We start from the raw sequence: 19499 nt of genomic DNA on the forward strand, positions 1-19499 counted from the left end.
GAATAAAAAACGCCACGCGTGACGGCATTTAAGAGCGGAAAATAGCCAGAAGATTGTACATCTTCAATATTTTTAAGCAAACAATGCTGTTAATGACCGGTTAAATAATGAAATCCGTCAATACCAGACTATTTTTGTCCGCAGAGATTTGGCTTTCATTTAATTCTGCGGCAAACTGACCTTAGCGTCGTCTTAATACAGCAGATTTAAACATTGAGGAATAGGCTATGTTTACCGGAATAGTTCAGGGAACCGGAACGGTCGTGTCCATTGACGAAAAACCGAATTTCCGTACCCATGTAGTGCGCCTGCCTGAGGATATGCTTGATAACCTCCAGTTGGGGGCTTCTGTCGCGCACAACGGTTGTTGTCTGACTGTCACAGAAGTGAAGGGGAATTTAGTCAGTTTCGATCTAATGAAAGAAACCCTGCGTCTGACCAATCTCGGCGATCTGAATGTTGGCGATCAGGTCAATCTGGAGCGCGCTGCGCGTTTTAATGACGAAATTGGCGGGCATTTAATGTCCGGACATATTATTTGTACTGCCGAAGTGGCGAAGATTCTGACGTCAGAAAATAACCGTCAAATCTGGTTCCGCATGCCGCATGAAGATTTAATGAAATATGTTTTACATAAAGGATATATCGGGATTGATGGTATCAGCCTGACCATCGGGGAGGTGACCCGCACCCGTTTTTGTGTGCATTTAATTCCTGAAACGCTGCAAAGAACCACGCTGGGCACTAAGCGTCTCGGGGATAAAATTAATATTGAAATTGATCCGCAAACGCAGGCCATCGTCGATACGGTTGAACGTGTGCTGGCCAGCCGCGAAGCCGCAATCGCCACTGCGCAGGCGATGAACGAAAAGGCTGAATAATCATTTTCAGCACGTGCGTTAACAGGAACCAAAAAGAAAAACCAAAAAGAAAACCGGACATGAACGTCCGGTTTTTTGCTTTTAAAGCGTGGTAAAAGAATTCTGCGAATTAGCGCGGCACGCGCATCCCACCATCCACACCTTCAGGGCTGAACACAACTTGCCAGAGCTGAATATCACGGGCTCTGAAAGCACCAGCACAGGCATTCAGATAATAGGTGAACATCCGGTGAAAGCGGTCGCCGTAACGCTCTGCCAGTTCAGGCCAGTGTTTCTGGAAACGTTCATTCCAGGCCATCAGAGTACGATCATAATCTGCGCCGATATTGTGCCAGTCTTCCATCACAAATAATGATTCGCTGTTTCGAGCAATTTGCTGGACAGACGGCAGGCAGCCATTTGGAAAGATATATTTATCTATCCACGGATCGACACTCAGATCTGTTTTGTTAGAACCGATGGTGTGCAGCAGGAAAATGCCGTCAGGTTTGATGTTACGTCGGGCGACATTAAAGTAGGTCTCATAATTTTTGGGGCCCACATGCTCGAACATACCGACGGAAACAACACGGTCGAACTGATCGTTAAGATCGCGGTAATCCTGTAGCAAAATGGTGACGTCCAGGCCTTCGCAGCGTTTCTGGGCCAGCTTTTGTTGCTCGGCAGAAATCGTAACGCCAACCACGCTGACGCCATAATTGCGGGCTGCAAACTCAGATAATCCACCCCAGCCGCAGCCGATATCGAGCAAACGCTGGCCCGGTTTCAGTTGCAGTTTATCGCAGATCATTTTGAGTTTAGCTTCCTGCGCTTCTTCAAGCGTCGTGGCATCTTTCCAGTAGCCGCAGGAATATTGCATATACGGGTCGAGCATCAGGGTAAATAAATCATTACCCAAATCGTAATGTTCTTTCCCGACGATCCACGCCCGTTTACGGGACTGCAGATTGGTGAGGCGTGCTGCTGCGATACGTAGTGTGTCTTTAAAATGGTGGGGGAGTTTATTTTCCAAACCGGCACGGAGAACGCGCTGGAAAAATATATCAAGGCGCTCGCATTCCCACCAACCATCCATATAACTTTCACCCAGACCCAAAGAACCTTCCTGTAAAACACGCTTGAAGAAGTCAGTGTTTTTTACTTTAAGGTCGAAAGGGCGATTACCGTTAACCTGGATGTCTGCCGTAGCCAGCATTTCACTGACTATCCGATACCACTGATTGTCCTGAATGCTTTGGTCTTCTATACACGATGAACTCATAGCTTCTCCATCACTTTCTCTTCTGACTTATTAACCTGCCGGGAAAAGCAAAGGCTATTTTTGCAGGTCTTTATGAGAACAGACGACTTGCGCCACGTCCGATATTCGACACCAACAGAGGAAATTAGAAGAACGCCTGCACACAAAATGTGGGCAGGAAAATCATCCTTGAAAAACGAACCAGAATAAATAGTGTGACGCGAACCTCGCGCCGACGCTAACTATGTAATAAAAGTATTGTAAAAATGCTATTTTACTGGGTTCAGTTGAGTATAGGCTCGCTGGCTGGCATTCTCAATAGTTAATCACTACGAATGTAAATGTCCATTAAGTGATTGTTACTTAAAGTCATTATCACTATTAGTTTGCATTCCGTGCCTGCTGTTTCTGCACCGGTTCCTGTTCACCGGATTGCACTTCTTCCTGACGCAGTGACAGCCAGCGGCCTAAAACTACCAACAGTAGTGTAGACAGCATCGTGGTGACTGTCGCCATGAGTGGTTGCACAATAAATGCGGAAACCAGCAAACTCGCGAGGAAACATAGACCCAACTGCAGTGTATTTTGCAACGCCGCGGCCTTACCTGTATTAGCAGGAAATGGCATTAATGCATTTGCGACGACAATGGGATAAATCGCGCCATTCACCAAAGCCATCAGGCAGAACGGAATTAACAGACTCACCAAACTCGCATCAGTAAATATAGCCACGCCGAACAAACCCGCCACACTGACGCCATAACCTGTCAGCAGCCACGGCAGGATCTTATTCCCATCCGTTTTGCTGATCAGCACACGACACCCAAAACCGCCAAGAAGGAAAGCAATGGTCTGTGGAACATAGCTCAGGCCAATCACACCCGGCGAATACCCCATGTCGCTGAGAATAAACGGGGAACCGGTCAGCCACGCGAAAAAGCCGGCAGAGCAGGCGGCATAAATCATCACGTTACCGCTGTAAACCCGGGAAGCGAGAAGTTTCGCGAAACCGGTTTTATCAGCAGGAGCATGAACCTCTGGCGCATTTTCGCGCAGTGTGGACGTGGTGATAAGCAAGATAACGGCTACGGCGGTCAGCAGAACGAAAATCGCTTCCCAGTCAAAATGGTTGAGAACCCAGGCGCCCAGCAAAGGTGCCAGAGCAGGGGAAAGCGCAACCAGTGGCATGATGCTGGCAAAGGTTTTTTTAGCAACATCGGCAGAAAAGCGATCTACCACCAGCGCCTGCCAGGTGACGGCGGCGGCACAGACGCCGACAGCTTGCAGGAAACGCAGCGCCAGCAGGGCGCGGACATTCTCAACCCACAGCACGCCCAGACAACCGACGACAAAGAGCGCTAAGCCGATCAGCAATACCGGCTTGCGGCCAATCTTGTCGGACAACGGCCCCCATAACAGCTGACCGATGGCAAAGCCGCCAAGGAAAATACTCAGGCTGGCGCTGATCATGCCCGGGCTGGTCATCAGGCTGCTTTGCATCGCGCTGAAGGCCGGAAGGTACATATCGGTCGCTAAAAAGCCAAGCATGCTCAGCCCGGCAAGATAGAGCATAAATCCAAGTGAGGGTTTCATTATTGTCTCTTTAATTTATTTATTGCAGATGATTTGACGCGGAAATCGTATCGGATGCGGAGTTTAACGCTTTGATAACAGGCTTGTGAAACGCTAATATTTGCAATCTGCTATCAAAAATATTGAAGGCTAAACGATGTGGTCAGAATATGCTCTTGAAGTGGTCGATGCCGTCGCCCGAACAGGCAGTTTTAGCGCTGCCGCGCAGGACTTGCACCGGGTTCCTTCTGCCATCAGCTACACCGTTCGCCAGCTTGAACAATGGCTGGCCGTTCCGTTGTTTGAACGCAGACATCGCGACGTTATTCTGACTCCTGCCGGTAAAGTTTTTGTCGACGAAGCGCGGGTTCTGACAAAAAAAATGATAGCGACCCGCCGCCAGTGTCAGCAGGTCGCCAATGGCTGGCGCGGAGAATTACGGGTTGCCGTTGACCGTATCGTTAAACCTGCGCGGACACGGCGGCTGGTGCTGGATTTCTATCGCCATTTCCCTGATACCGAACTCATCATTCATTCGGAAGTCTTTAACGGTGTCTGGGACGCGCTGGTCGACGGGCGGGCGGATGTCGCCATCGGCGCGACGCGGGCGATCCCCGTCGGTGGACGGTTCAATTTCCGCGATATGGGTTTTATGGACTGGCATTGTGTGGTCAGCGCGCAACATCCGCTGGCCCAGACGCAGGGAATACTGAGTGACGATCAGTTACGGCCTTATCCGGCGCTTTGCCTGGAAGATACATCGCGTACATTGCCGAAACGCGATACCTGGACGCTGGATAACCAGCGGCGGCTGGTGGTTCCCGACTGGACGTGTGCATTGGAATGTCTGAACGAAGGTTTATGTGTTGGCATGATGCCGGTTCACCGCGTGACACCCTTGATTGAACAGCAAAAATTACAGGTACTGTCGCTGGAAAATACCTTTCCGGACAGCCCGTGCTGCCTGACGTGGGATCAGAGCAATCCGTCGCCTTCGCTGGCGTGGCTGCTGGAATACATGGGAGACACGGAAACGATGAACCGGGAATGGTTGCGCGACTGACAAAAAAACGCCTGTGGCACAGGCGTTTATTGAAAGTTAACGGCGGTAATCGCGGTACGGGCCGTCGGCCACGGAACGGCGCTCAACCAGTTTGGGATGCACTTCAATGGTCTGCGACTCTTCGCGTTTGCTGATAATTCTGTCCAGCAGCATGGTAAAGGCCATTTCGCCCAGACGTTCTTTTGGCTGATGAACTGTCGTCAGTGCCGGTGAGAAATAGCGCGCGTTACGCACGTTATCATAGCCAATCACGGAAATATCCTGCGGTACGCGCAGGCCCAGTTCATCGGCGGCACAGATTGCCCCCATCGCCATCACGTCACCGCCACAGAATACAGCCGTCGGGCGGTTTTTCTGCATCAGAATTTTGTGCATGGCCTGATAGCCCGATTCCGGCTCAAAGTCGCCCTGAACGACCCATTCTTCACGAAGAGGAATATTGGCTTCCGTCAGTGCTTTCACAAAGCCCTGGAAACGGCCGCCGCCGGTGTTTCGCGCCAGTTGCCCAGGGATCACGCCGATATCGCGATGACCGCGTTCAATCAGATAACGTCCGGCCATATAGCCGCCTTCAAACGCGTTATCGATAATGCTGTCGGTGAAATTCTTACGCGCTTCGCCCCAGTCCATCACAACCATCGGGATAGAGCGGTATTCTTCAAGCATATTCAGCAATTCGTCCGGATACTCCGCGCACATCACAAGTAAACCGTCGACGCGTTTTTGCGCCAGCATTTGCAGGTAGGCCTGTTGCTTCTCCAGATTATTGTGTGAGTTACACAAAATCAGCGTATAGCCTTTTGAGAAACAGCTGTTCTCCACGGCCTCAATCACTTCGGCGAAGTAGGGCGCTTCACTGGACGTTGCCAGCAGACCGATTGTTTTGGTGTTATTGACCTTCAGGCTACGTGCCACAGCGCTGGGAGAATAGTGCAACTCTTTGATTGCAAGGAGAACCGCGGCTCGGGTTTCTTCGGCGACGAAACGGGTTTTATTGATGACGTGCGACACGGTTGTGGTGGAAACGCCAGCGCGCTTTGCGACATCTTTAATCGTTGCCATGTAAAAAATGACTCCTGTGCTCACGTGTTTCAGCACGTTAGCATTATGTTAATCGTTTGCTTGCGTGGATTTAACTGCTGACTTCGAAAAGGGCAGTGAAATCGTTGGGTGGATTCTTCAGAGTGAGGCGTGAAATGCTCTCGGGTGAAATCGACCGGCACACAGGCGTGGTAACCGACAATTTTCACTTATAATGCAGGAAAGTGGAAGTAAAATTGTCATGAACCTGGTGTCATTCAGCACAAGATTTTCAATGCGAATTATGAGAAAATGCGTTGGCACACATTCAGTGTGGCTATACGAACGCCACAATTTGATCCGTAAGGGGGTTTAATGGACAGCAACCTGAAATTTTCTTTGATCACTACGGTCTGCGCTTTGCTCGTGATTATTGCTTTCAGTTTCACCGCAGTGATGAACTGATTTGCGCGAAAGCCGCAATAAAAAGGGCGATTACCTATAACAGGAATCGCCCTTTTCAATTTTACGCAGTCACCCATTCCGCCGATACTCTTCCCTGCAGAAACTCTTCGTTAAATGCTATTCAATGGCTGATTAGCGAAACTTCAGACTTAACGAATTGTTTATTATCGGATCGTCTTAGGGGTCATTACCCGTCGTGCGCCTACATAATGATCTTGCCAGTAATCGTCACCCAGTGAGGTGATCTTAATGTCTTCGCCGGTGCGCGGTGACTGGATAAACTTCCCGTTTCCTACGTAAACACCGACATGGTCTGCGGCGCCGCGGTTATTAATCCGGAAGAAAACCAGATCGCCGGATTCTAATTCACCCCGTTTGACCGGGGCCGCATCGCGCAAGTGGTACATTTCATTCGCTGTGCGGGGCATTTTAATACGGATCAAATCTTTGTATGCGTAGTAAACCAGTCCGCTGCAATCGAAACCTGTATTCGGTGACGTTCCGCCCCAGCGGTAAGGTTTGCCGACCTGGTGCATCAGCTTGGTCATCGCGGTTTGTTGTGCGTGCTGATAACGTTTCTTGTGTGTTGCGCTGAGCGTTATCGGTTTACTGTCTTCTTCACGTAACTTTTTGCCTTTGCGGTGGCGGCCATACGCTTCTTTTTTACTGGCCTTTTCACTGCTGTTTTTAGCGAGAGAGCGGTTTTTCGTTTCCTTCCCTGCTTTCGCCTCGGCCCGGGTTGTCTTGAGTGTTTTTTCTTTTTTACTCTCGGCCCGCGTCGTTTTTACTGTTTTTTCAGAAGACGTCTTTCGCTTAACCAGTTCGGTGCTTTTGACTTTCTTCTTCGAATTTTTTTCCTGAGTTTTAGGTTCTGAAACCGGCGCGACTTTGGTTTTCTTGCTGGTTTTCGCGGCTGCCGTTTTTCGCTTTCGGCGTTCTTCCGGCGTGACCTGGTTAACATGACTCTTTCGCTGGTCGGCCGCGACACGAGTCTGTGGCGACGCATGAGCCATATTCAGAAACAGCTGGGTAAAGAGCAGCACAAAAAGCGTGAACAGTAAGCGCATAGCTTCGTTACCATGAGTGGTAGGGTTAAACATCAGGGATGTCAGAGTATTGCCTAAAAGAACGAGACAAAAAAGCACGAATTGCCTCGATTCTAGATCATATTGTGAGAAAAAGTTAATAGCTTTTTTTATGTCGAAATAACCGCCATTTTTAGTCAAAAAAATAACCACTTTTCATCATGTTATTATTTAAGTTAAAGAATGGGATTTTGCAAATCTGACATTATCGTGGAACGGCAAAAATGTTATTCTCGATGAATCTTTAAATATGTGAACCTGAACGCAAGCGCAGAAGATTGTTTAGCGAAATGCCAGTATTGAGAAAGACCCCACAAAAATTGGCGTTTTTATCTGGTGGCAGCCATCGTTACAATAGAAAGCATTGTGATTGCACACCGTCTCTGTGTGCTGCGCGTGAAGAGTAATGACCGTGACAGCCTGTACCGGCTTGAGGAAGCAAGAAATGACCACTCCAACGATTGAAAAAATTCAGAAGCAAGTTTCTGAAAACCCGATTCTGCTGTACATGAAAGGTTCTCCAAAACTGCCAAGCTGCGGTTTTTCAGCACAGGCTGTTCAGGCGCTGTCTGCGTGTGGCGAGCGTTTCGCTTACGTTGATATCCTGCAGAACCCGGATATTCGTGCTGAGATGCCAAAATTTGCTAACTGGCCAACGTTCCCGCAGCTGTGGGTTGATGGTGAGCTGGTTGGCGGTTGCGACATCGTGGTTGAGATGTTCCAGCGCGGTGAACTGCAACAGCTGATCAAAGAAACGGCTGAGAAATACAAATCCTCTGAAGAGTAATTCAGGGCGATTCAGAAATACCGGCAGCCTGACCCGGGGTTACCGGTAAAAAAAGAGCGACATTATGTCGCTCTTTTTATTTGTCATTTCGACTGCATGAAAGCCGCGAAAATTATTGCTGATTTTCTTCCGGTGCTTCTTCCACTTCGTTTTCATCCGCAGACAGTGCCAGCGGCCAGCCGCCGAGGCGTTTCCAGCGATTCACCAGCTCGCAAAACAGTTCTGCTGTGCGTTCAGTGTCGTACAGGGCGGAATGCGCCTGACTGCTGTCAAACACGATACCGGCGCTGATACAGGCCTTCGCCAGCACGGTTTGCCCGAGCACCAGCCCGCTTAACGCGGCGGTATCAAAGGTGGCAAACGGATGGAAAGGATTGCGTTTTAGCCCCGCACGTTCGGCAGCGGCCATCAGGAAACTGTGGTCAAAATTGGCGTTATGCGCCACGATAATCGCCCTGTTACAGTTCTGTTCTTTCATCCCTTTGCGGATAACTTTGAAAATCTCGTGCAGCGCTTCGTATTCACTGACCGCACCACGCAACGGGTTGGTCGGATCAATACCGTTGAAAGCCAGCGCTTCCGGCACCAGCACCGAGCCTTCGAAAGGCTCAACGTGGAAGTGTACGGTCTCGTCGCTTTGCAGCCAGCCGTCCTCATCCATTTTCAGCGTGATCGCGGCAATTTCCAGCAGGGCATCAGTTTTGGCATTAAATCCGGCGGTTTCCACATCAATCACCACGGGATAAAAACCACGAAAACGACCTTTCAGGGCGTTAATGTCACTATTCTCGGCCATTAGCTTCTTAATCTTCATCGAATTCAGCGCGCATTATGACAAATTTTGTCACCCGTTACAGGGGCACGGAGAAATTGGCAATAAAAAAGGGCGCATCAGCGCCCCTGTCAGCGGTTAAGGCCATTATTGCAAAGGATTAATTTCCCAGACCCTGACCGGCATGTTTGGATTCGATCAATTCAATTTTGTAGCCATCCGGATCTTCCACGAACGCGATGATGGTTGAACCGCCTTTAACCGGGCCCGCTTCACGCGTCACTTTACCGCCCGCATTACGGATGTCTTCGCAAGTTTGCGCAACGTTATCTACGCCCAGCGCGATGTGACCATAGGCGGTACCGATGTCGTAGCTGTCTACGCCCCAGTTGTAGGTCAGCTCGATCACGGCGCCTTCACTTTCTTCGGTGTAACCCACGAAGGCCAGTGAATATTTGTACTCTGTATTTTCGCTGGTACGCAGCAGTCGCATGCCTAAAACGTCGGTATAAAAGCTGATTGAACGCGGCAGATCGCCGACGCGAAGCATGGTATGGAGTAAACGCATAATTTCCTCTTTATTCGCAGCATGATGATTATTATTTCAAGCCTAACTGATAGTGACCGTTTTGTCCGTAAAACGGCAATCAGTTGCTGAATGACTGACCAAAAAAAGCGGCAACCGGAGGGCATCGGCTGCCGCAAAGAAGGTGTAAAAATTTATTATTGATTACAGCGTTGGGTAATCGGTATAGCCCTGAGCACCGCCGCCGTAGAAGGTTTCAGGTTTTGGTTCATTGAGTGGCGCATGTGATTTCAGGCGCTCGACCAGATCCGGGTTGGCGATGTAGCTGCGGCCAAACGCCACGGCATCGATGTAACCTTTTTCGATCAGCTCTTCGCCTTTTTCTGCGGTATACGCACCGGCACCGACAATCACGCCCTGATAATGCGCGCGGATCACTTCGCGGAATTCTGTGGTGTAAGGTTTGCCGCCCGCCCAGTCAGGTTCTGAAATGTGCAGGTAGGCCAGTTTACGTTTGTTAAGTTCATCCAGCAGATAGATTGCCGCTTCTTCCTGATCCTGACCGTTGTCGAGGCCGTTGAACGGGCCCATCGGGGAAATACGGATACCGACGCGATCAGCTCCGATGGCGTCAATGGCGGCGTCTACCACTTCGAGCGTCAGGCGCGTACGGTTTTCAATGCTGCCGCCGTACTGGTCTTCACGCAGGTTAGAGGCCGGAGACATGAACTGGTGCAACAGATAACCGTGCGCCGCGTGCAGTTCGATGTAATCAAAACCGGCTTCTGCTGAACAGGCTGCTGCGTGACGGAAATCATTCACGATGCCTGGGATTTCACTCAGCTCCAGCGCGCGCGGTGTCGGGCAATCGACGCGAATGGCGTGGCCTTGCTCATCACGCAGGCTGGTACGCGTATTAGGATTGACCGCTGAGGGCGCAACCGGCGTCTGGTTGTCAGGCTGAACGCTGTTGTGCGAAATGCGGCCGGTGTGCCAAAGCTGTACGGCGATGTGGCCGTTTTTCTGATGCACGCCGGCAACAATTTTTTTCCAGGCCGCAACCTGTTCCGGCGTGTGCAGGCCGGGTGCGCCCGCGTAACCTTTCGCCTGGAAGGAAACTTGTGTCGCTTCGGTGATGATAAGGCCGGAGCTGTGGCGCTGTGCGTAATATTCACCCATCAGCGGCGTCGGGATATCACCCGGTTCAATGCTGCGCAGGCGGGTCAGTGGAGCCATAAACACGCGGTTTGGCAGAGTGTTTTTACCAACAACAAGAGGGGTGAAAAGCTTAGTCATTTTGAGTAACTCCGAAATTATGGGATTGATCGGTATGACATTATGGAGCGCACTCCCCGCATACGACCGTTTATTCATGGCTCTTTCTATCGTATCCGGGGCGCTTGTGACTACGCGCACGGTGCCTTTTCGAAAAAACTTACCCTGCGTAGTATCACTGTGCGGGCGAAAAATGAAGAAAAAAGAGCCGGCGGGTGCCGGCTGAGGTGAGGGCAAACATCTGTTTTCTTATCGATGTCGGGGAAACAGTAGGGCTGTTTTCAGACAGAATAAACAGCCACGCGTAAGGTAACAGCGCCGTGTTGCAGATATTTGAAGATTGAGACATCGGGTGATAAATCATCTTGCGGGATGGCGAGAAAACGTCTTGAATAAAAGTTCACCGTTATTTGCGGAGGGCGTGTGGCCCAGCAGCTTGAGTTTTTCGACATCCCCAGTCCGTGCCGTGGAATTTGTCAGGCCGATGAACGTGGTTATTGCCGTGGTTGCCTGCGCAGCCGCGAAGAACGTTTTGGCTGGATGAAAATGACCGATGCGGAAAAACGCCACGTGCTGCGCTTATGTCAGCAACGTTTAGCGCGCCAGCAACGTGCCGGAAAACAGCCGGACGAACCGCTGCCGGAACAACCCGAACTGTTCTGAATACGTAACGCAGATTGTCAGGGTCGTGATGGCGGTCTGCTTCTTTGCAATTCTTCCGCTTCGCATCAATACAGCATCACAGACGTTGTGTATTCTGTCGCTTGAAAATACGAAAAACTTAAGGGAATCATAATGGAAGCACGTACTCCGATTTCGCCGCAAGGCCCGGTTTTTTCAAAACTGATTTGCGGATACTGGCGTCTGATGGAATGGAATATGACGCCGCAGCAGGTTCTGGCGTTTATGGAGCAGCATATCGAGCTGGGTATCACGACCGCCGACCATGCGGATATTTATGGCGATTATCAGTGTGAGGCGGCGTTTGGTGCGGCTCTGCGTCTGAAACCGTCGTTGCGCGAAAAAATGCAGCTGGTGAGCAAATGCGGTATCGCGACTAAAGCAAACCCTGACAACAAGATTGGTCACTACATTACCGATCATAAATATATCGTTGAACGCGCTGAGAAATCCCTGAGCAATCTCCATACGGATTCTCTGGATTTACTGCTGATCCACCGCCCTGATCCGCTGATGGATGCCGACGAAGTGGCAGAAGCGTTCACGCAGTTGCATAAAAGCGGCAAAGTGAAACACTTTGGTGTCTCCAATTTTACGCCAGCGCAGTTCAGCCTTTTGCAGTCGCGCCTGCCGTTCTCACTGGTCACCAATCAGGTAGAAATTTCTCCGATTCATCAGCCCGCTATTCTCGACGGAACCTTAGATCTCTGCCAGCAGCTGCGTATCAAACCGATGGCGTGGTCCTGTCTGGGCGGCGGTCGTCTGTTCAGCGAGGCAGAATTCCAGCCGCTGCGTGACGAGCTTCAGGCCGTGGCCAATGAAACCGGTGCAGACACCATTGAACAGGTGGTTTATGCGTGGGTGATGCGTCTGCCTTCACAGCCGTTGCCGATTATCGGTTCGGGCAAAATCGAACGCGTGGCGTCAGCACTGAAATCATTATCGCTTGAGATGACGCGCCAGCAGTGGTTCCGCATCCGTAAAGCGGCTCTGGGTTACGATGTTCCGTAACCCGTTTTGAGTCTTAACGGTCAGGCGGGTTTTGTGGCAGCAAGCGCAGGATCCGCCGGGCCGTCATCCGTTGAAATCGCCTGTTGCAGCTGTGACAGCGAGCAATATAAACGCCAGATCACTCCCGCCAGATCGCGCGCCGCCGGTTCAGGATGATGCGCCAGTGATTCACTCATACGCAGTAATTCAGCCAGCGTACCATCCAGATTTGCATGGCTGACGCCACGCTCCGTCATCACGCCTTTCAGACAATGAATACAGACATCACGTACCGCAGAAAGCGGGTCGGATCGCGTTTCCCATTCGCGTAGCTGCCAGACGATGTGACTGCAATTGAGCAGCACCACCCCCCAGCGCAGCAGCCAGGTACGCGAGATCTGGTCTTTACTCTGATTCAGCTGATTCATCCGGTGGTAAATCAGGGATTCAAACTGGAAATGGCTCAGAGAAGGTTTACGGCTGAGCTGATCCATAAAGTCGCGGCGCAGGGCGCGAATAATGCGACGGCTTTTACGTTTATCCGAACTTGGGCGTAAAACCTGGAACGCGATCCCCGCCAGCATGACGCCCGCAATTTTGGCGACGCCGTCATTCATAAACGATCCGTAATCAAAGTCCGGCGGGTTTGTGACGGCCAGAAACGAGCCCATAAACACGATCATCTGGCCCCACAATCCGGCGTACCTTTTGTATTGCAGCTTCATCATCTGCATGGTCACCAGCATCGGCAGGAAGAACGCGCAGAACACCCAGAAATTATCGATTTGTACCATCAGGCCGAATTTCAGTAAAAAACAGCCAATGAATAACAGGCCGAGCGATTTAATTAACAGCGTGATGCTGCCGATGGGCGATGCGGTTGAGGAATAAAGCACGCAACTGACGGCGGTCAGCGCCACTGCACCGGCACCGGAATCCCATTGCGTGGTCATCCAGAACGCACATCCGATAACAATACACAGGAACGTCCGCAGACCGTTATAAGCAGCTTCAACAGTGTCAGTATGCTGAGCGAGATGGCTGATTCTTGGTGGTTGCAGCATTTCTGCTTCTGCGGCATTGGCCTTTTCAACGCGGCGCAACCAGCGTTCACTGCGCAAATAAAGCCAGCAAAAATCACGCAGCCGCTTCCAGAATGCCTGATGGCGAAAATCTGCGTTGTCATGAGGCTTAATGCACTGAAGGATTTTTGATAGCCTATATTTATCGGTGTCCGGTTTGCGGAGTTCATCGAGTAAAACGGTTAATACGTCGGCCAGATTTTCCGGCGGATGGGGCCAGTTCAGCAGCATCCGGCGAAGGCTGGAAATGTAGCTTGTCATGCGCAGTTGCTGATGCAGCAAATAATTGAGAACGTTGTTCTGACGGCGCAGGCGGTAATGGCTCCAGACAGCCTGAATGCGCAGCAGATTCATGGTCAGGATTTGCCCGATCAATCCTTCATGCGAAGTACGGATCTGCTCATTGATTTCGGCCCGCCACAACAACTGCGCGTGCTCCAGCAACTGTGTGTGCATTTTTCGCAGGGAAGTGAGCAGGGCGTCGCCGTCAGAGGTGCTCGGCAGAACCATCATCATGAAACCGCCGCACAAAATACCGGTGATCACTTCCCCGACGCGTGCCTGAGCGATATCAAAAATCTGCGTCGTGTCGGTCACGTCTACGGTCGAAAACGCGATGATCGCCGCGGTATAACCGGCCAGCGCGAAGGCGTACGAAACGTTATTTTGATAGTGGTTGGAAATATACGTACAGACGCCCAGCCAGGCGGCGATAGAAAACGTAAACAGCCACGGCTCATTCAGACAGTGTCCGGCGATAAAAACTGCGCCCACCGCCCCCAGCAGGCTGCCAATAATACGTCCGATACTTTTACTGATAACGCCGCCAACGGTGGGGAAACTCACGACTGCCGCGGAGGTCAGTGCCCAGTAAGGCTCATCCATCTGGAATTCAAAGGCGATATACAGCGCCAGGATCATGGCGATAGAATTGCGCAATGCGTATCGCCATTGGCCGCCGGTCGCTTTGCCCCACGGCGTATTTTTCCACTCGAGCCAGGAAAGATTCACGGCAGGGCCTTAATCACGGATGGAAATAGTGCAGGTGGTACCCGCCACCAGAACGACATGTTCGGGGACATTTTCCAGCTTAATCCGCACCGGAACGCGCTGTGCAAGACGAACCCACGGCACATTAGGTTTCACGTTCATCAGTAAATCCGACGGCGTATCCAGGCTCTGGTCATAAATGGCGCGGCCAATACTTTCGACGCGCCCCTGAAGCGGAATATTCCCGTTAAATAAAGTGATATCAGCCTGGCTGCCTTCGCGAATACTTTTTAGTTTCGTCTCTTCGAAATAGCCGAGTACGTAAAAAGAATGAATATCTACCAGCCCCACCAGCGGAGTGCCCGTGGTGGCGTAATTCCCTTTGCGGGTTTGCAGGTTGGTTATATAACCGTCAGTCGGCGCGACAATATTGGTTTTACTCAGATTCCATTTTGCCTGTTCTAAGGACGCCTGCGCAGCCTGATAAGCAGCCTGCATAGCTTTGGCGCTGATATTCGATTCATCCAGCGACTCGGCAGAAATAACGTTAGTGCCCAGACCGCGACGGCGCGTTGCCTCATGCTCTGCTTTGGCTAGATCTGCCGCCGCTTTTGCCAGCGCCGCCTGTGCATTATCGACAGCGATCCTGAAAGGGACCGGATCCAGGCTGAACAGTGGGTCTCCGCTTTTTACGAACTGATTATCATGGATATTGATGTCGATAATCCGTCCGGAAACCTCAGGCGTGATGTCGACAATTTCGGCGCGAACTTTGCCGTCTCGCGTCCACGGCGATTGCATATAGTAATTCCACATCCACCAGCCCGCACATATAGCGACCGCAAAAACCAGCACGGTTGAGAAATATTTGAGTGTCTTAAATTTCATTTTTAGATGTTCACCATAAGCATCAGTGCGGCACAAATAGAGATAACAAAAAGGGATAAATCCATCAGGGTGGGATGCCACACTTCACCAGAATAAATCCAATCACGCAGAACCCGGTGTATCAGAAGCCAGAAAACCAGCCCCAGTAAAAATGCTTTGAACATTGGGGGGAAATAAAGTGAGGCACCCAGGACCAGATCCGGTAAGGGGAAGCCTGAGTGAAACATTTGCGCATTCACAATATTAATCTCTGCCAGTGATTGTGTTATAAACAAGTTTACCTTTGGAAGCAGGCGACCCGCTTCCGGATGCAATAGTACCTACCATTATATATAGAATTGTAATTTCTCGATTAAAGTTCCTAAAACTAAGCTAAACTCTGGGGAGTTATCTTAGCATGCTAATTATAAGGAGGGGATAATTGGAATCGAATCTGGGGTCAGATCTAGCACGATTAGTTCGTGCCTGGCGTGCGTTGATTGACGATCGGCTAAAACCATTGGAACTCACGCAAACACATTGGGTAACACTGCACAATATCAATATGTTACCTCCTGAACAGTCTCAAATTCAGCTCGCAAAAGCCATTGGGATTGAACAACCTTCTCTGGTCCGCACGCTGGATCAGCTCGAAGAAAAGAAACTGATTACCCGTCAGACTTGTGCCAGCGATCGCCGTGCTAAACGCATCAAGCTGACTGAAGAAGCGGAACCTATCATCAGTGAAATGGAGTCGGTGATTGATTCCACGCGCAAAGAAATTTTGTCAGGTATGTCGTCTGCAGAAATTGAACAACTGGGCGGGATGCTGTCCCGGCTGGAAAAAAATATCGCTTCCCTGCAAAGCAAATCATAAGAATTGAGTTTTTTTACGTCACACAGCGTTGTATTTGCTCTGCCGGAAAAGCAGGGCGCATAAAAAAAACCGAAGCCATTGGCTTCGGTTTTTTGTTTTGCGGGGAAAGCTATCAGGCACCAGGAGAGACAGTAATGGTGCTGCCGCTGCTTGCCATGCTCACACGCTGACCGACGCTGAATTTGGTCGGTCCGGCTTTCTGAACAACCTGGATTGTGCTGCCGTCATCGCGACGGATTTGTAGTTCCACACCGTTTGAACGGTTAAGAGAACTTTGAACGCCCTGACCGGCTACACCACCGGCAACAGCACCAGCGGCGGTTGCCAGGCTGCGGCCAGTACCGCCACCGACAGTGTTACCCAGGAAGCCACCGAGCACAGCCCCGCCCAAAGCGCCGACGATGTTCGCATCATCTCCGCCCTGAATCTGTACTGGACGTGCAGAAACGATAGTCCCGTAGGTAACTTGTTGAATTTGCTTAGCCTGAGATGCGGAGTAAACATCGCCAGACAGAGAATTATCGTTGACGCAGCCAGCAAGGGTTGCACCGGCAAGGGCGACGACGAGTAAACGCTTAATCATAAAGAGCTCCTTTTTTTATGCTACTGCACATCTTTCAGAGTAGCGGCAGCAACAGAGAAAAAACAGTACACAGTTCAACATCAGTGTCGAGGGTGTCATAACAGAAATTCACTTCACTATCTCCAGTATACAGGAGAGGGACTCAACTAATAATAAACGCAGGTTTAAGTTTTAGACAGCCATCTGTTAAATCAAAATTTCTGGCTTAATGTTGTTATTGGCGATTATTGCAGCGCACCTATTTTTAAAAATAAAAAACCGTAACAAGAAAAACACGAAGTCATCACACGGCGTAATAAAAAATTCAGTAACTCATGGCGCTGCTCTCTAAATACCGATTACTCTGTGGCTATTACTTTGTCGGACGTTTTTCCTGAGGAGTTGGGGATGTTAACTATGAAGTCAGGTCGCTATATCGGGGTGATGTCCGGCACCAGTCTCGATGGTGTTGATGTTGTGCTGGCCGCCATTGACGAACGCATGGTGGCGCAGCAGGCGAGCTATTCTCATCCCATTCCTCTGGCGCTAAAAAATGCCATTCTGGGGATGTGCCAGGGGCAACAGGTGACGCTTGAACAGGTCGGCGAGCTCGATACTCAGCTGGGAATTTTATTTGGCGAAGCAGTTTTAGGCTTACTGAAAAGTGCCAACATCTCTGCGGACGAAGTCACAGCGATCGGCTGCCACGGGCAGACCGTCTGGCATCAGCCTAAAGGCAAAACCACTTTTTCGATGCAGCTTGGCGACAACAACCGTATTGCGGCCATGACCGGTATTACTACCGTGGGCGATTTCCGCCGCCGCGATATGGCGTGGGGCGGGCAGGGCGCACCGCTGGTTCCGGCGTTTCATCAGGCATTACTGTCTGACGCTGCTGAGCGCAGGATGATCCTGAACATAGGCGGCATTGCGAATCTCTCTATGCTTTTGCCGGGACAACCGGTGCGCGGGTATGACACCGGGCCGGGCAATATGCTGATGGATGCGTGGATCTGGCGTCATAAAGCCCGGCCTTACGATAAAGGTGCGGAATGGGCTGGTCAGGGGCGGGTCAATTTGCGTCTGCTTCAACAGATGCTCTCGGATCCCTATTTTGCGGAGCCTGCGCCGAAAAGCACCGGGCGTGAATATTTCAATATGGCGTGGCTGGAAAAACAGCTCGCGCGATCACCGGAAATTGCCCCCGCAGATGTTCAGGCCACGCTGGCCGAACTGACGGCAGTAAGCATCGCCGAACAGGTTCAGCTGACCGGCGGCTGCGATCGCCTGATGGTGTGCGGTGGTGGCGCACGTAATCCGTTACTGATGGCGCGGCTTTCAGCGATGTTGCCGGGCACTGAAGTCTGCACTACGGATTCCTGTGGTATCAGCGGTGATGATATGGAAGCGCTGGCGTTTGCGTGGCTGGCATTCAGAACGTTATCCGGCCAGCCGGGTAATTTGCCGTCCGTGACCGGTGCCAGCCGCGAAACTGTGCTTGGCGCGATTTATCCGGTGGTTTCAAGCCGTCCCTGATGCGTTCTCGGTTTTATCTCAATGTGCTACGCCATCTGGCGTGGTACATAACGGAGGTAAACCAGAACCTACAGGGAGCACCACATGAAAAAGGCGATTATCGCTTCGTTAGCCGGATTAACGCTGGCAGGATGCAGCCAGTTCAGTCATCAGGCTGAAAGCCCGACGGAAGAATTACATTATCAGTGCGGCACGTTGCCACTGACCGTCACGCTGGATAAACCGGCACAGCAGGTAAGCATGGTGCTGGATGGCGAGCAGCTGAAACTCAAACAGGTCGAAGCCGCCTCAGGAACCCGTTACAGCGATGGCCGCTATACCTTCTGGTCAAAAGGCAATCAGGCCTTCGTCCAGCGCGGGGATAACGTCATTATCGACGATTGCGTCCAGAAATAGCCTCGCTTTCCGCTTTCCAAAACCCTGCGTCAGGAACGTTGAGATCCTGACGCGTCGGGTGCACAATGCGTTTTACCTTCCTCAGAGACGCATTTGAATCCATATGGCTGATAACAAAGAATTTGATATTGCGGACTCGCGCCGTGAATACACGCGCGGCGGGCTGCGTCGCGCAGATCTAACTCCCGAACCGCTTCCTTTGTTTGAACACTGGCTGAAGCAGGCCTGCGATGCGCGTCTGGCGGATCCGACGGCGATGGTTGTGGCGACCGTTGACGAACGCGGGCAACCGTTTCAGCGTATCGTTCTGTTAAAGCACTATGACGAAAAAGGGCTGGTGTTCTACACCAATCTGGGCAGCCGCAAAGCGCAGCAGTTAGCGAACAATTCCCGCATCAGCCTGCTGTTCCCGTGGCATATGCTGGACAGACAAGTCATCGTCCTCGGTCAGGCAGAACGCCTCTCGACGCTGGAAGTCATGAAATATTTCACCAGCCGCCCGAAAGACAGCCAGATCGGCGCCTGGGTATCGCAGCAGTCGAGCCGTATCTCCGCGCGCGGCGTGCTGGAAAGCAAATTCCTCGAACTCAAACAAAAATTCAGCAACGGCGAAGTCCCGCTTCCCAGCTTCTGGGGCGGTTTTCGCGTGAAAGTGGATTCGATGGAATTCTGGCAGGGCGGCGAACATCGTCTGCACGACCGGTTTATCTATCAGCGCGATGAAGCAGAAACAGAAACTGGCTGGAAAATAGACCGCCTCGCCCCCTAACCATGAAAAAATACGCGATTCCCTAGCGCTCGGACGACGAGCGCTTTATTCTATGTCGTTCCC

Annotated in this window: 21 protein-coding genes; 10 read left to right on the forward strand and 11 right to left on the reverse strand. The window is 51.1% G+C overall.

Translation table 11 applies throughout. From position 1 onward, the window contains the following. Positions 1 to 227 precede the first annotated feature (227 nt). Positions 228 to 881 carry a riboflavin synthase subunit alpha gene (locus tag GW579_RS00390; RefSeq protein WP_152325723.1) on the forward strand — a complete coding sequence of 218 codons (654 nt, stop codon included), beginning with the start codon at positions 228 to 230 and terminating at the stop codon, positions 879 to 881. A 109-nt stretch (positions 882 to 990) separates the two neighbouring features. On the opposite strand, the gene cfa is transcribed toward GW579_RS00390, so the two are convergent. Then, entirely contained in the window at positions 991 to 2142 is a 1152-nt protein-coding gene (cfa, locus tag GW579_RS00395) for a cyclopropane fatty acyl phospholipid synthase (protein ID WP_165056904.1), read from the reverse strand. A gap of 360 nt (positions 2143 to 2502) precedes the next feature. Then, positions 2503 to 3714, reverse strand: a complete 1212-nt coding sequence (gene punC / locus GW579_RS00400; RefSeq protein ID WP_165056906.1) for a purine nucleoside transporter PunC — start codon at positions 3712 to 3714, stop codon at positions 2503 to 2505. A gap of 136 nt (positions 3715 to 3850) precedes the next feature. Here punC and punR point away from each other — a divergent pair, with 136 nt between their 5' ends. Continuing rightward, positions 3851 to 4756: a DNA-binding transcriptional activator PunR gene (gene punR, locus GW579_RS00405; RefSeq protein ID WP_165056908.1), complete on the forward strand. Its 906-nt coding sequence runs from the start codon at positions 3851 to 3853 to the stop codon at positions 4754 to 4756. Between the two features lie 36 nt (positions 4757 to 4792). Here punR and purR read toward each other — a convergent pair whose 3' ends face one another. Beyond that, positions 4793 to 5818, reverse strand: coding sequence for an HTH-type transcriptional repressor PurR (gene purR, locus GW579_RS00410; RefSeq protein WP_104922527.1), 1026 nt, complete (start codon positions 5816 to 5818; stop codon positions 4793 to 4795). Positions 5819 to 6151: 333 nt separating this feature from the next. Here purR and cydH point away from each other — a divergent pair, with 333 nt between their 5' ends. After that, a complete protein-coding gene (gene cydH / locus GW579_RS23930) occupies positions 6152 to 6241 on the forward strand; it encodes a cytochrome bd-I oxidase subunit CydH (protein WP_104922526.1) in 90 nt (29 codons plus the stop codon). Positions 6242 to 6405: 164 nt separating this feature from the next. Here the strand turns inward: cydH and GW579_RS00420 are convergent, their stop codons facing one another. Beyond that, positions 6406 to 7308 (reverse strand): C40 family peptidase, encoded by a 903-nt coding sequence (locus GW579_RS00420; protein ID WP_165058649.1) that lies wholly within the window; start codon positions 7306 to 7308, stop codon positions 6406 to 6408. Positions 7309 to 7771: 463 nt separating this feature from the next. On the opposite strand from GW579_RS00420, the gene GW579_RS00425 reads away from it, so the two are divergent. Next, entirely contained in the window at positions 7772 to 8113 is a 342-nt protein-coding gene (locus GW579_RS00425) for a Grx4 family monothiol glutaredoxin (RefSeq protein WP_015697793.1), read from the forward strand. Between the two features lie 112 nt (positions 8114 to 8225). Here the strand turns inward: GW579_RS00425 and rnt are convergent, their stop codons facing one another. From rnt to nemA, 3 genes are all read right to left on the reverse strand, one after another. Then, complete coding sequence (gene rnt / locus GW579_RS00430; protein ID WP_152325727.1) at positions 8226 to 8909, reverse strand: ribonuclease T; 684 nt, start codon at positions 8907 to 8909, stop codon at positions 8226 to 8228. Between the two features lie 136 nt (positions 8910 to 9045). Next, complete coding sequence (gene gloA / locus GW579_RS00435) at positions 9046 to 9453, reverse strand: lactoylglutathione lyase (protein WP_152325728.1); 408 nt, start codon at positions 9451 to 9453, stop codon at positions 9046 to 9048. A gap of 162 nt (positions 9454 to 9615) precedes the next feature. Next, positions 9616 to 10707 carry an alkene reductase gene (gene nemA, locus GW579_RS00440; protein WP_152325729.1) on the reverse strand — a complete coding sequence of 364 codons (1092 nt, stop codon included), beginning with the start codon at positions 10705 to 10707 and terminating at the stop codon, positions 9616 to 9618. A 402-nt stretch (positions 10708 to 11109) separates the two neighbouring features. Between nemA and GW579_RS00445 the strand changes: the two genes are divergently transcribed. Both GW579_RS00445 and GW579_RS00450 read left to right on the forward strand, forming a co-directional pair. Next, positions 11110 to 11349, forward strand: coding sequence for a DUF1289 domain-containing protein (locus GW579_RS00445; RefSeq protein ID WP_152325730.1), 240 nt, complete (start codon positions 11110 to 11112; stop codon positions 11347 to 11349). Positions 11350 to 11481: 132 nt separating this feature from the next. Continuing rightward, positions 11482 to 12378: an aldo/keto reductase gene (locus GW579_RS00450; protein ID WP_165056910.1), complete on the forward strand. Its 897-nt coding sequence runs from the start codon at positions 11482 to 11484 to the stop codon at positions 12376 to 12378. A 20-nt stretch (positions 12379 to 12398) separates the two neighbouring features. On the opposite strand, the gene GW579_RS00455 is transcribed toward GW579_RS00450, so the two are convergent. From GW579_RS00455 to GW579_RS00465, 3 genes are read right to left on the reverse strand one after another with little or no spacing between them, the layout of a single operon-like run. Continuing rightward, positions 12399 to 14450 (reverse strand): FUSC family protein, encoded by a 2052-nt coding sequence (locus GW579_RS00455; protein ID WP_165056912.1) that lies wholly within the window; start codon positions 14448 to 14450, stop codon positions 12399 to 12401. Positions 14451 to 14459: 9 nt separating this feature from the next. Further along, entirely contained in the window at positions 14460 to 15317 is an 858-nt protein-coding gene (locus tag GW579_RS00460; RefSeq protein ID WP_165056914.1) for an efflux RND transporter periplasmic adaptor subunit, read from the reverse strand. Positions 15318 to 15319: 2 nt separating this feature from the next. Then, positions 15320 to 15544, reverse strand: a complete 225-nt coding sequence (locus tag GW579_RS00465; protein WP_152326335.1) for a DUF1656 domain-containing protein — start codon at positions 15542 to 15544, stop codon at positions 15320 to 15322. Between the two features lie 194 nt (positions 15545 to 15738). Here GW579_RS00465 and slyA point away from each other — a divergent pair, with 194 nt between their 5' ends. Further along, on the forward strand, positions 15739 to 16173 hold the full coding sequence (gene slyA, locus GW579_RS00470; RefSeq protein ID WP_152325734.1) for a transcriptional regulator SlyA: 435 nt from the start codon (positions 15739 to 15741) through the stop codon (positions 16171 to 16173). 112 nt (positions 16174 to 16285) lie between these two features. Here the strand turns inward: slyA and GW579_RS00475 are convergent, their stop codons facing one another. Continuing rightward, complete coding sequence (locus GW579_RS00475) at positions 16286 to 16756, reverse strand: outer membrane lipoprotein (protein WP_152325735.1); 471 nt, start codon at positions 16754 to 16756, stop codon at positions 16286 to 16288. A gap of 396 nt (positions 16757 to 17152) precedes the next feature. Between GW579_RS00475 and anmK the strand changes: the two genes are divergently transcribed. From anmK to pdxH, 3 genes are all read left to right on the forward strand, one after another. Further along, the gene (gene anmK / locus GW579_RS00480) at positions 17153 to 18271 is read left to right on the forward strand and encodes an anhydro-N-acetylmuramic acid kinase (protein WP_165058651.1); all 1119 of its coding nucleotides are present in this window, start codon (positions 17153 to 17155) and stop codon (positions 18269 to 18271) included. An 84-nt stretch (positions 18272 to 18355) separates the two neighbouring features. Further along, a complete protein-coding gene (locus GW579_RS00485) occupies positions 18356 to 18667 on the forward strand; it encodes an MliC family protein (protein WP_152325736.1) in 312 nt (103 codons plus the stop codon). Between the two features lie 103 nt (positions 18668 to 18770). Continuing rightward, on the forward strand, positions 18771 to 19436 hold the full coding sequence (pdxH, locus tag GW579_RS00490) for a pyridoxamine 5'-phosphate oxidase (protein ID WP_152325737.1): 666 nt from the start codon (positions 18771 to 18773) through the stop codon (positions 19434 to 19436). The last annotated feature ends 63 nt before the right edge of the window (positions 19437 to 19499 follow it).

This window comes from Rahnella contaminans (assembly GCF_011065485.1).
In the GTDB taxonomy this organism is placed as follows: Bacteria; Pseudomonadota; Gammaproteobacteria; order Enterobacterales; family Enterobacteriaceae; genus Rahnella; species Rahnella contaminans.

What these genes read in the sequence shown, in the direction of transcription:
- nemA (WP_152325729.1), bottom strand. Translation starts at nt 10,707, where the DNA reads ATGACTAAGCTTTTCACCCCTCTTGTTGTTGGTAAAAACACTCTGCCA.
- GW579_RS00425 (WP_015697793.1), top strand. Translation starts at nt 7,772, where the DNA reads ATGACCACTCCAACGATTGAAAAAATTCAGAAGCAAGTTTCTGAAAAC.
- purR (WP_104922527.1), bottom strand. Translation starts at nt 5,818, where the DNA reads ATGGCAACGATTAAAGATGTCGCAAAGCGCGCTGGCGTTTCCACCACA.
- GW579_RS00420 (WP_165058649.1), bottom strand. Translation starts at nt 7,308, where the DNA reads ATGCGCTTACTGTTCACGCTTTTTGTGCTGCTCTTTACCCAGCTGTTT.
- GW579_RS00460 (WP_165056914.1), bottom strand. Translation starts at nt 15,317, where the DNA reads ATGAAATTTAAGACACTCAAATATTTCTCAACCGTGCTGGTTTTTGCG.
- punC (WP_165056906.1), bottom strand. Translation starts at nt 3,714, where the DNA reads ATGAAACCCTCACTTGGATTTATGCTCTATCTTGCCGGGCTGAGCATG.
- cfa (WP_165056904.1), bottom strand. Translation starts at nt 2,142, where the DNA reads ATGAGTTCATCGTGTATAGAAGACCAAAGCATTCAGGACAATCAGTGG.
- punR (WP_165056908.1), top strand. Translation starts at nt 3,851, where the DNA reads ATGTGGTCAGAATATGCTCTTGAAGTGGTCGATGCCGTCGCCCGAACA.
- GW579_RS00450 (WP_165056910.1), top strand. Translation starts at nt 11,482, where the DNA reads ATGGAAGCACGTACTCCGATTTCGCCGCAAGGCCCGGTTTTTTCAAAA.
- GW579_RS00465 (WP_152326335.1), bottom strand. Translation starts at nt 15,544, where the DNA reads ATGTTTCACTCAGGCTTCCCCTTACCGGATCTGGTCCTGGGTGCCTCA.
- pdxH (WP_152325737.1), top strand. Translation starts at nt 18,771, where the DNA reads ATGGCTGATAACAAAGAATTTGATATTGCGGACTCGCGCCGTGAATAC.
- GW579_RS00485 (WP_152325736.1), top strand. Translation starts at nt 18,356, where the DNA reads ATGAAAAAGGCGATTATCGCTTCGTTAGCCGGATTAACGCTGGCAGGA.
- rnt (WP_152325727.1), bottom strand. Translation starts at nt 8,909, where the DNA reads ATGGCCGAGAATAGTGACATTAACGCCCTGAAAGGTCGTTTTCGTGGT.
- GW579_RS00475 (WP_152325735.1), bottom strand. Translation starts at nt 16,756, where the DNA reads ATGATTAAGCGTTTACTCGTCGTCGCCCTTGCCGGTGCAACCCTTGCT.
- gloA (WP_152325728.1), bottom strand. Translation starts at nt 9,453, where the DNA reads ATGCGTTTACTCCATACCATGCTTCGCGTCGGCGATCTGCCGCGTTCA.
- GW579_RS00390 (WP_152325723.1), top strand. Translation starts at nt 228, where the DNA reads ATGTTTACCGGAATAGTTCAGGGAACCGGAACGGTCGTGTCCATTGAC.
- anmK (WP_165058651.1), top strand. Translation starts at nt 17,153, where the DNA reads ATGAAGTCAGGTCGCTATATCGGGGTGATGTCCGGCACCAGTCTCGAT.
- cydH (WP_104922526.1), top strand. Translation starts at nt 6,152, where the DNA reads ATGGACAGCAACCTGAAATTTTCTTTGATCACTACGGTCTGCGCTTTG.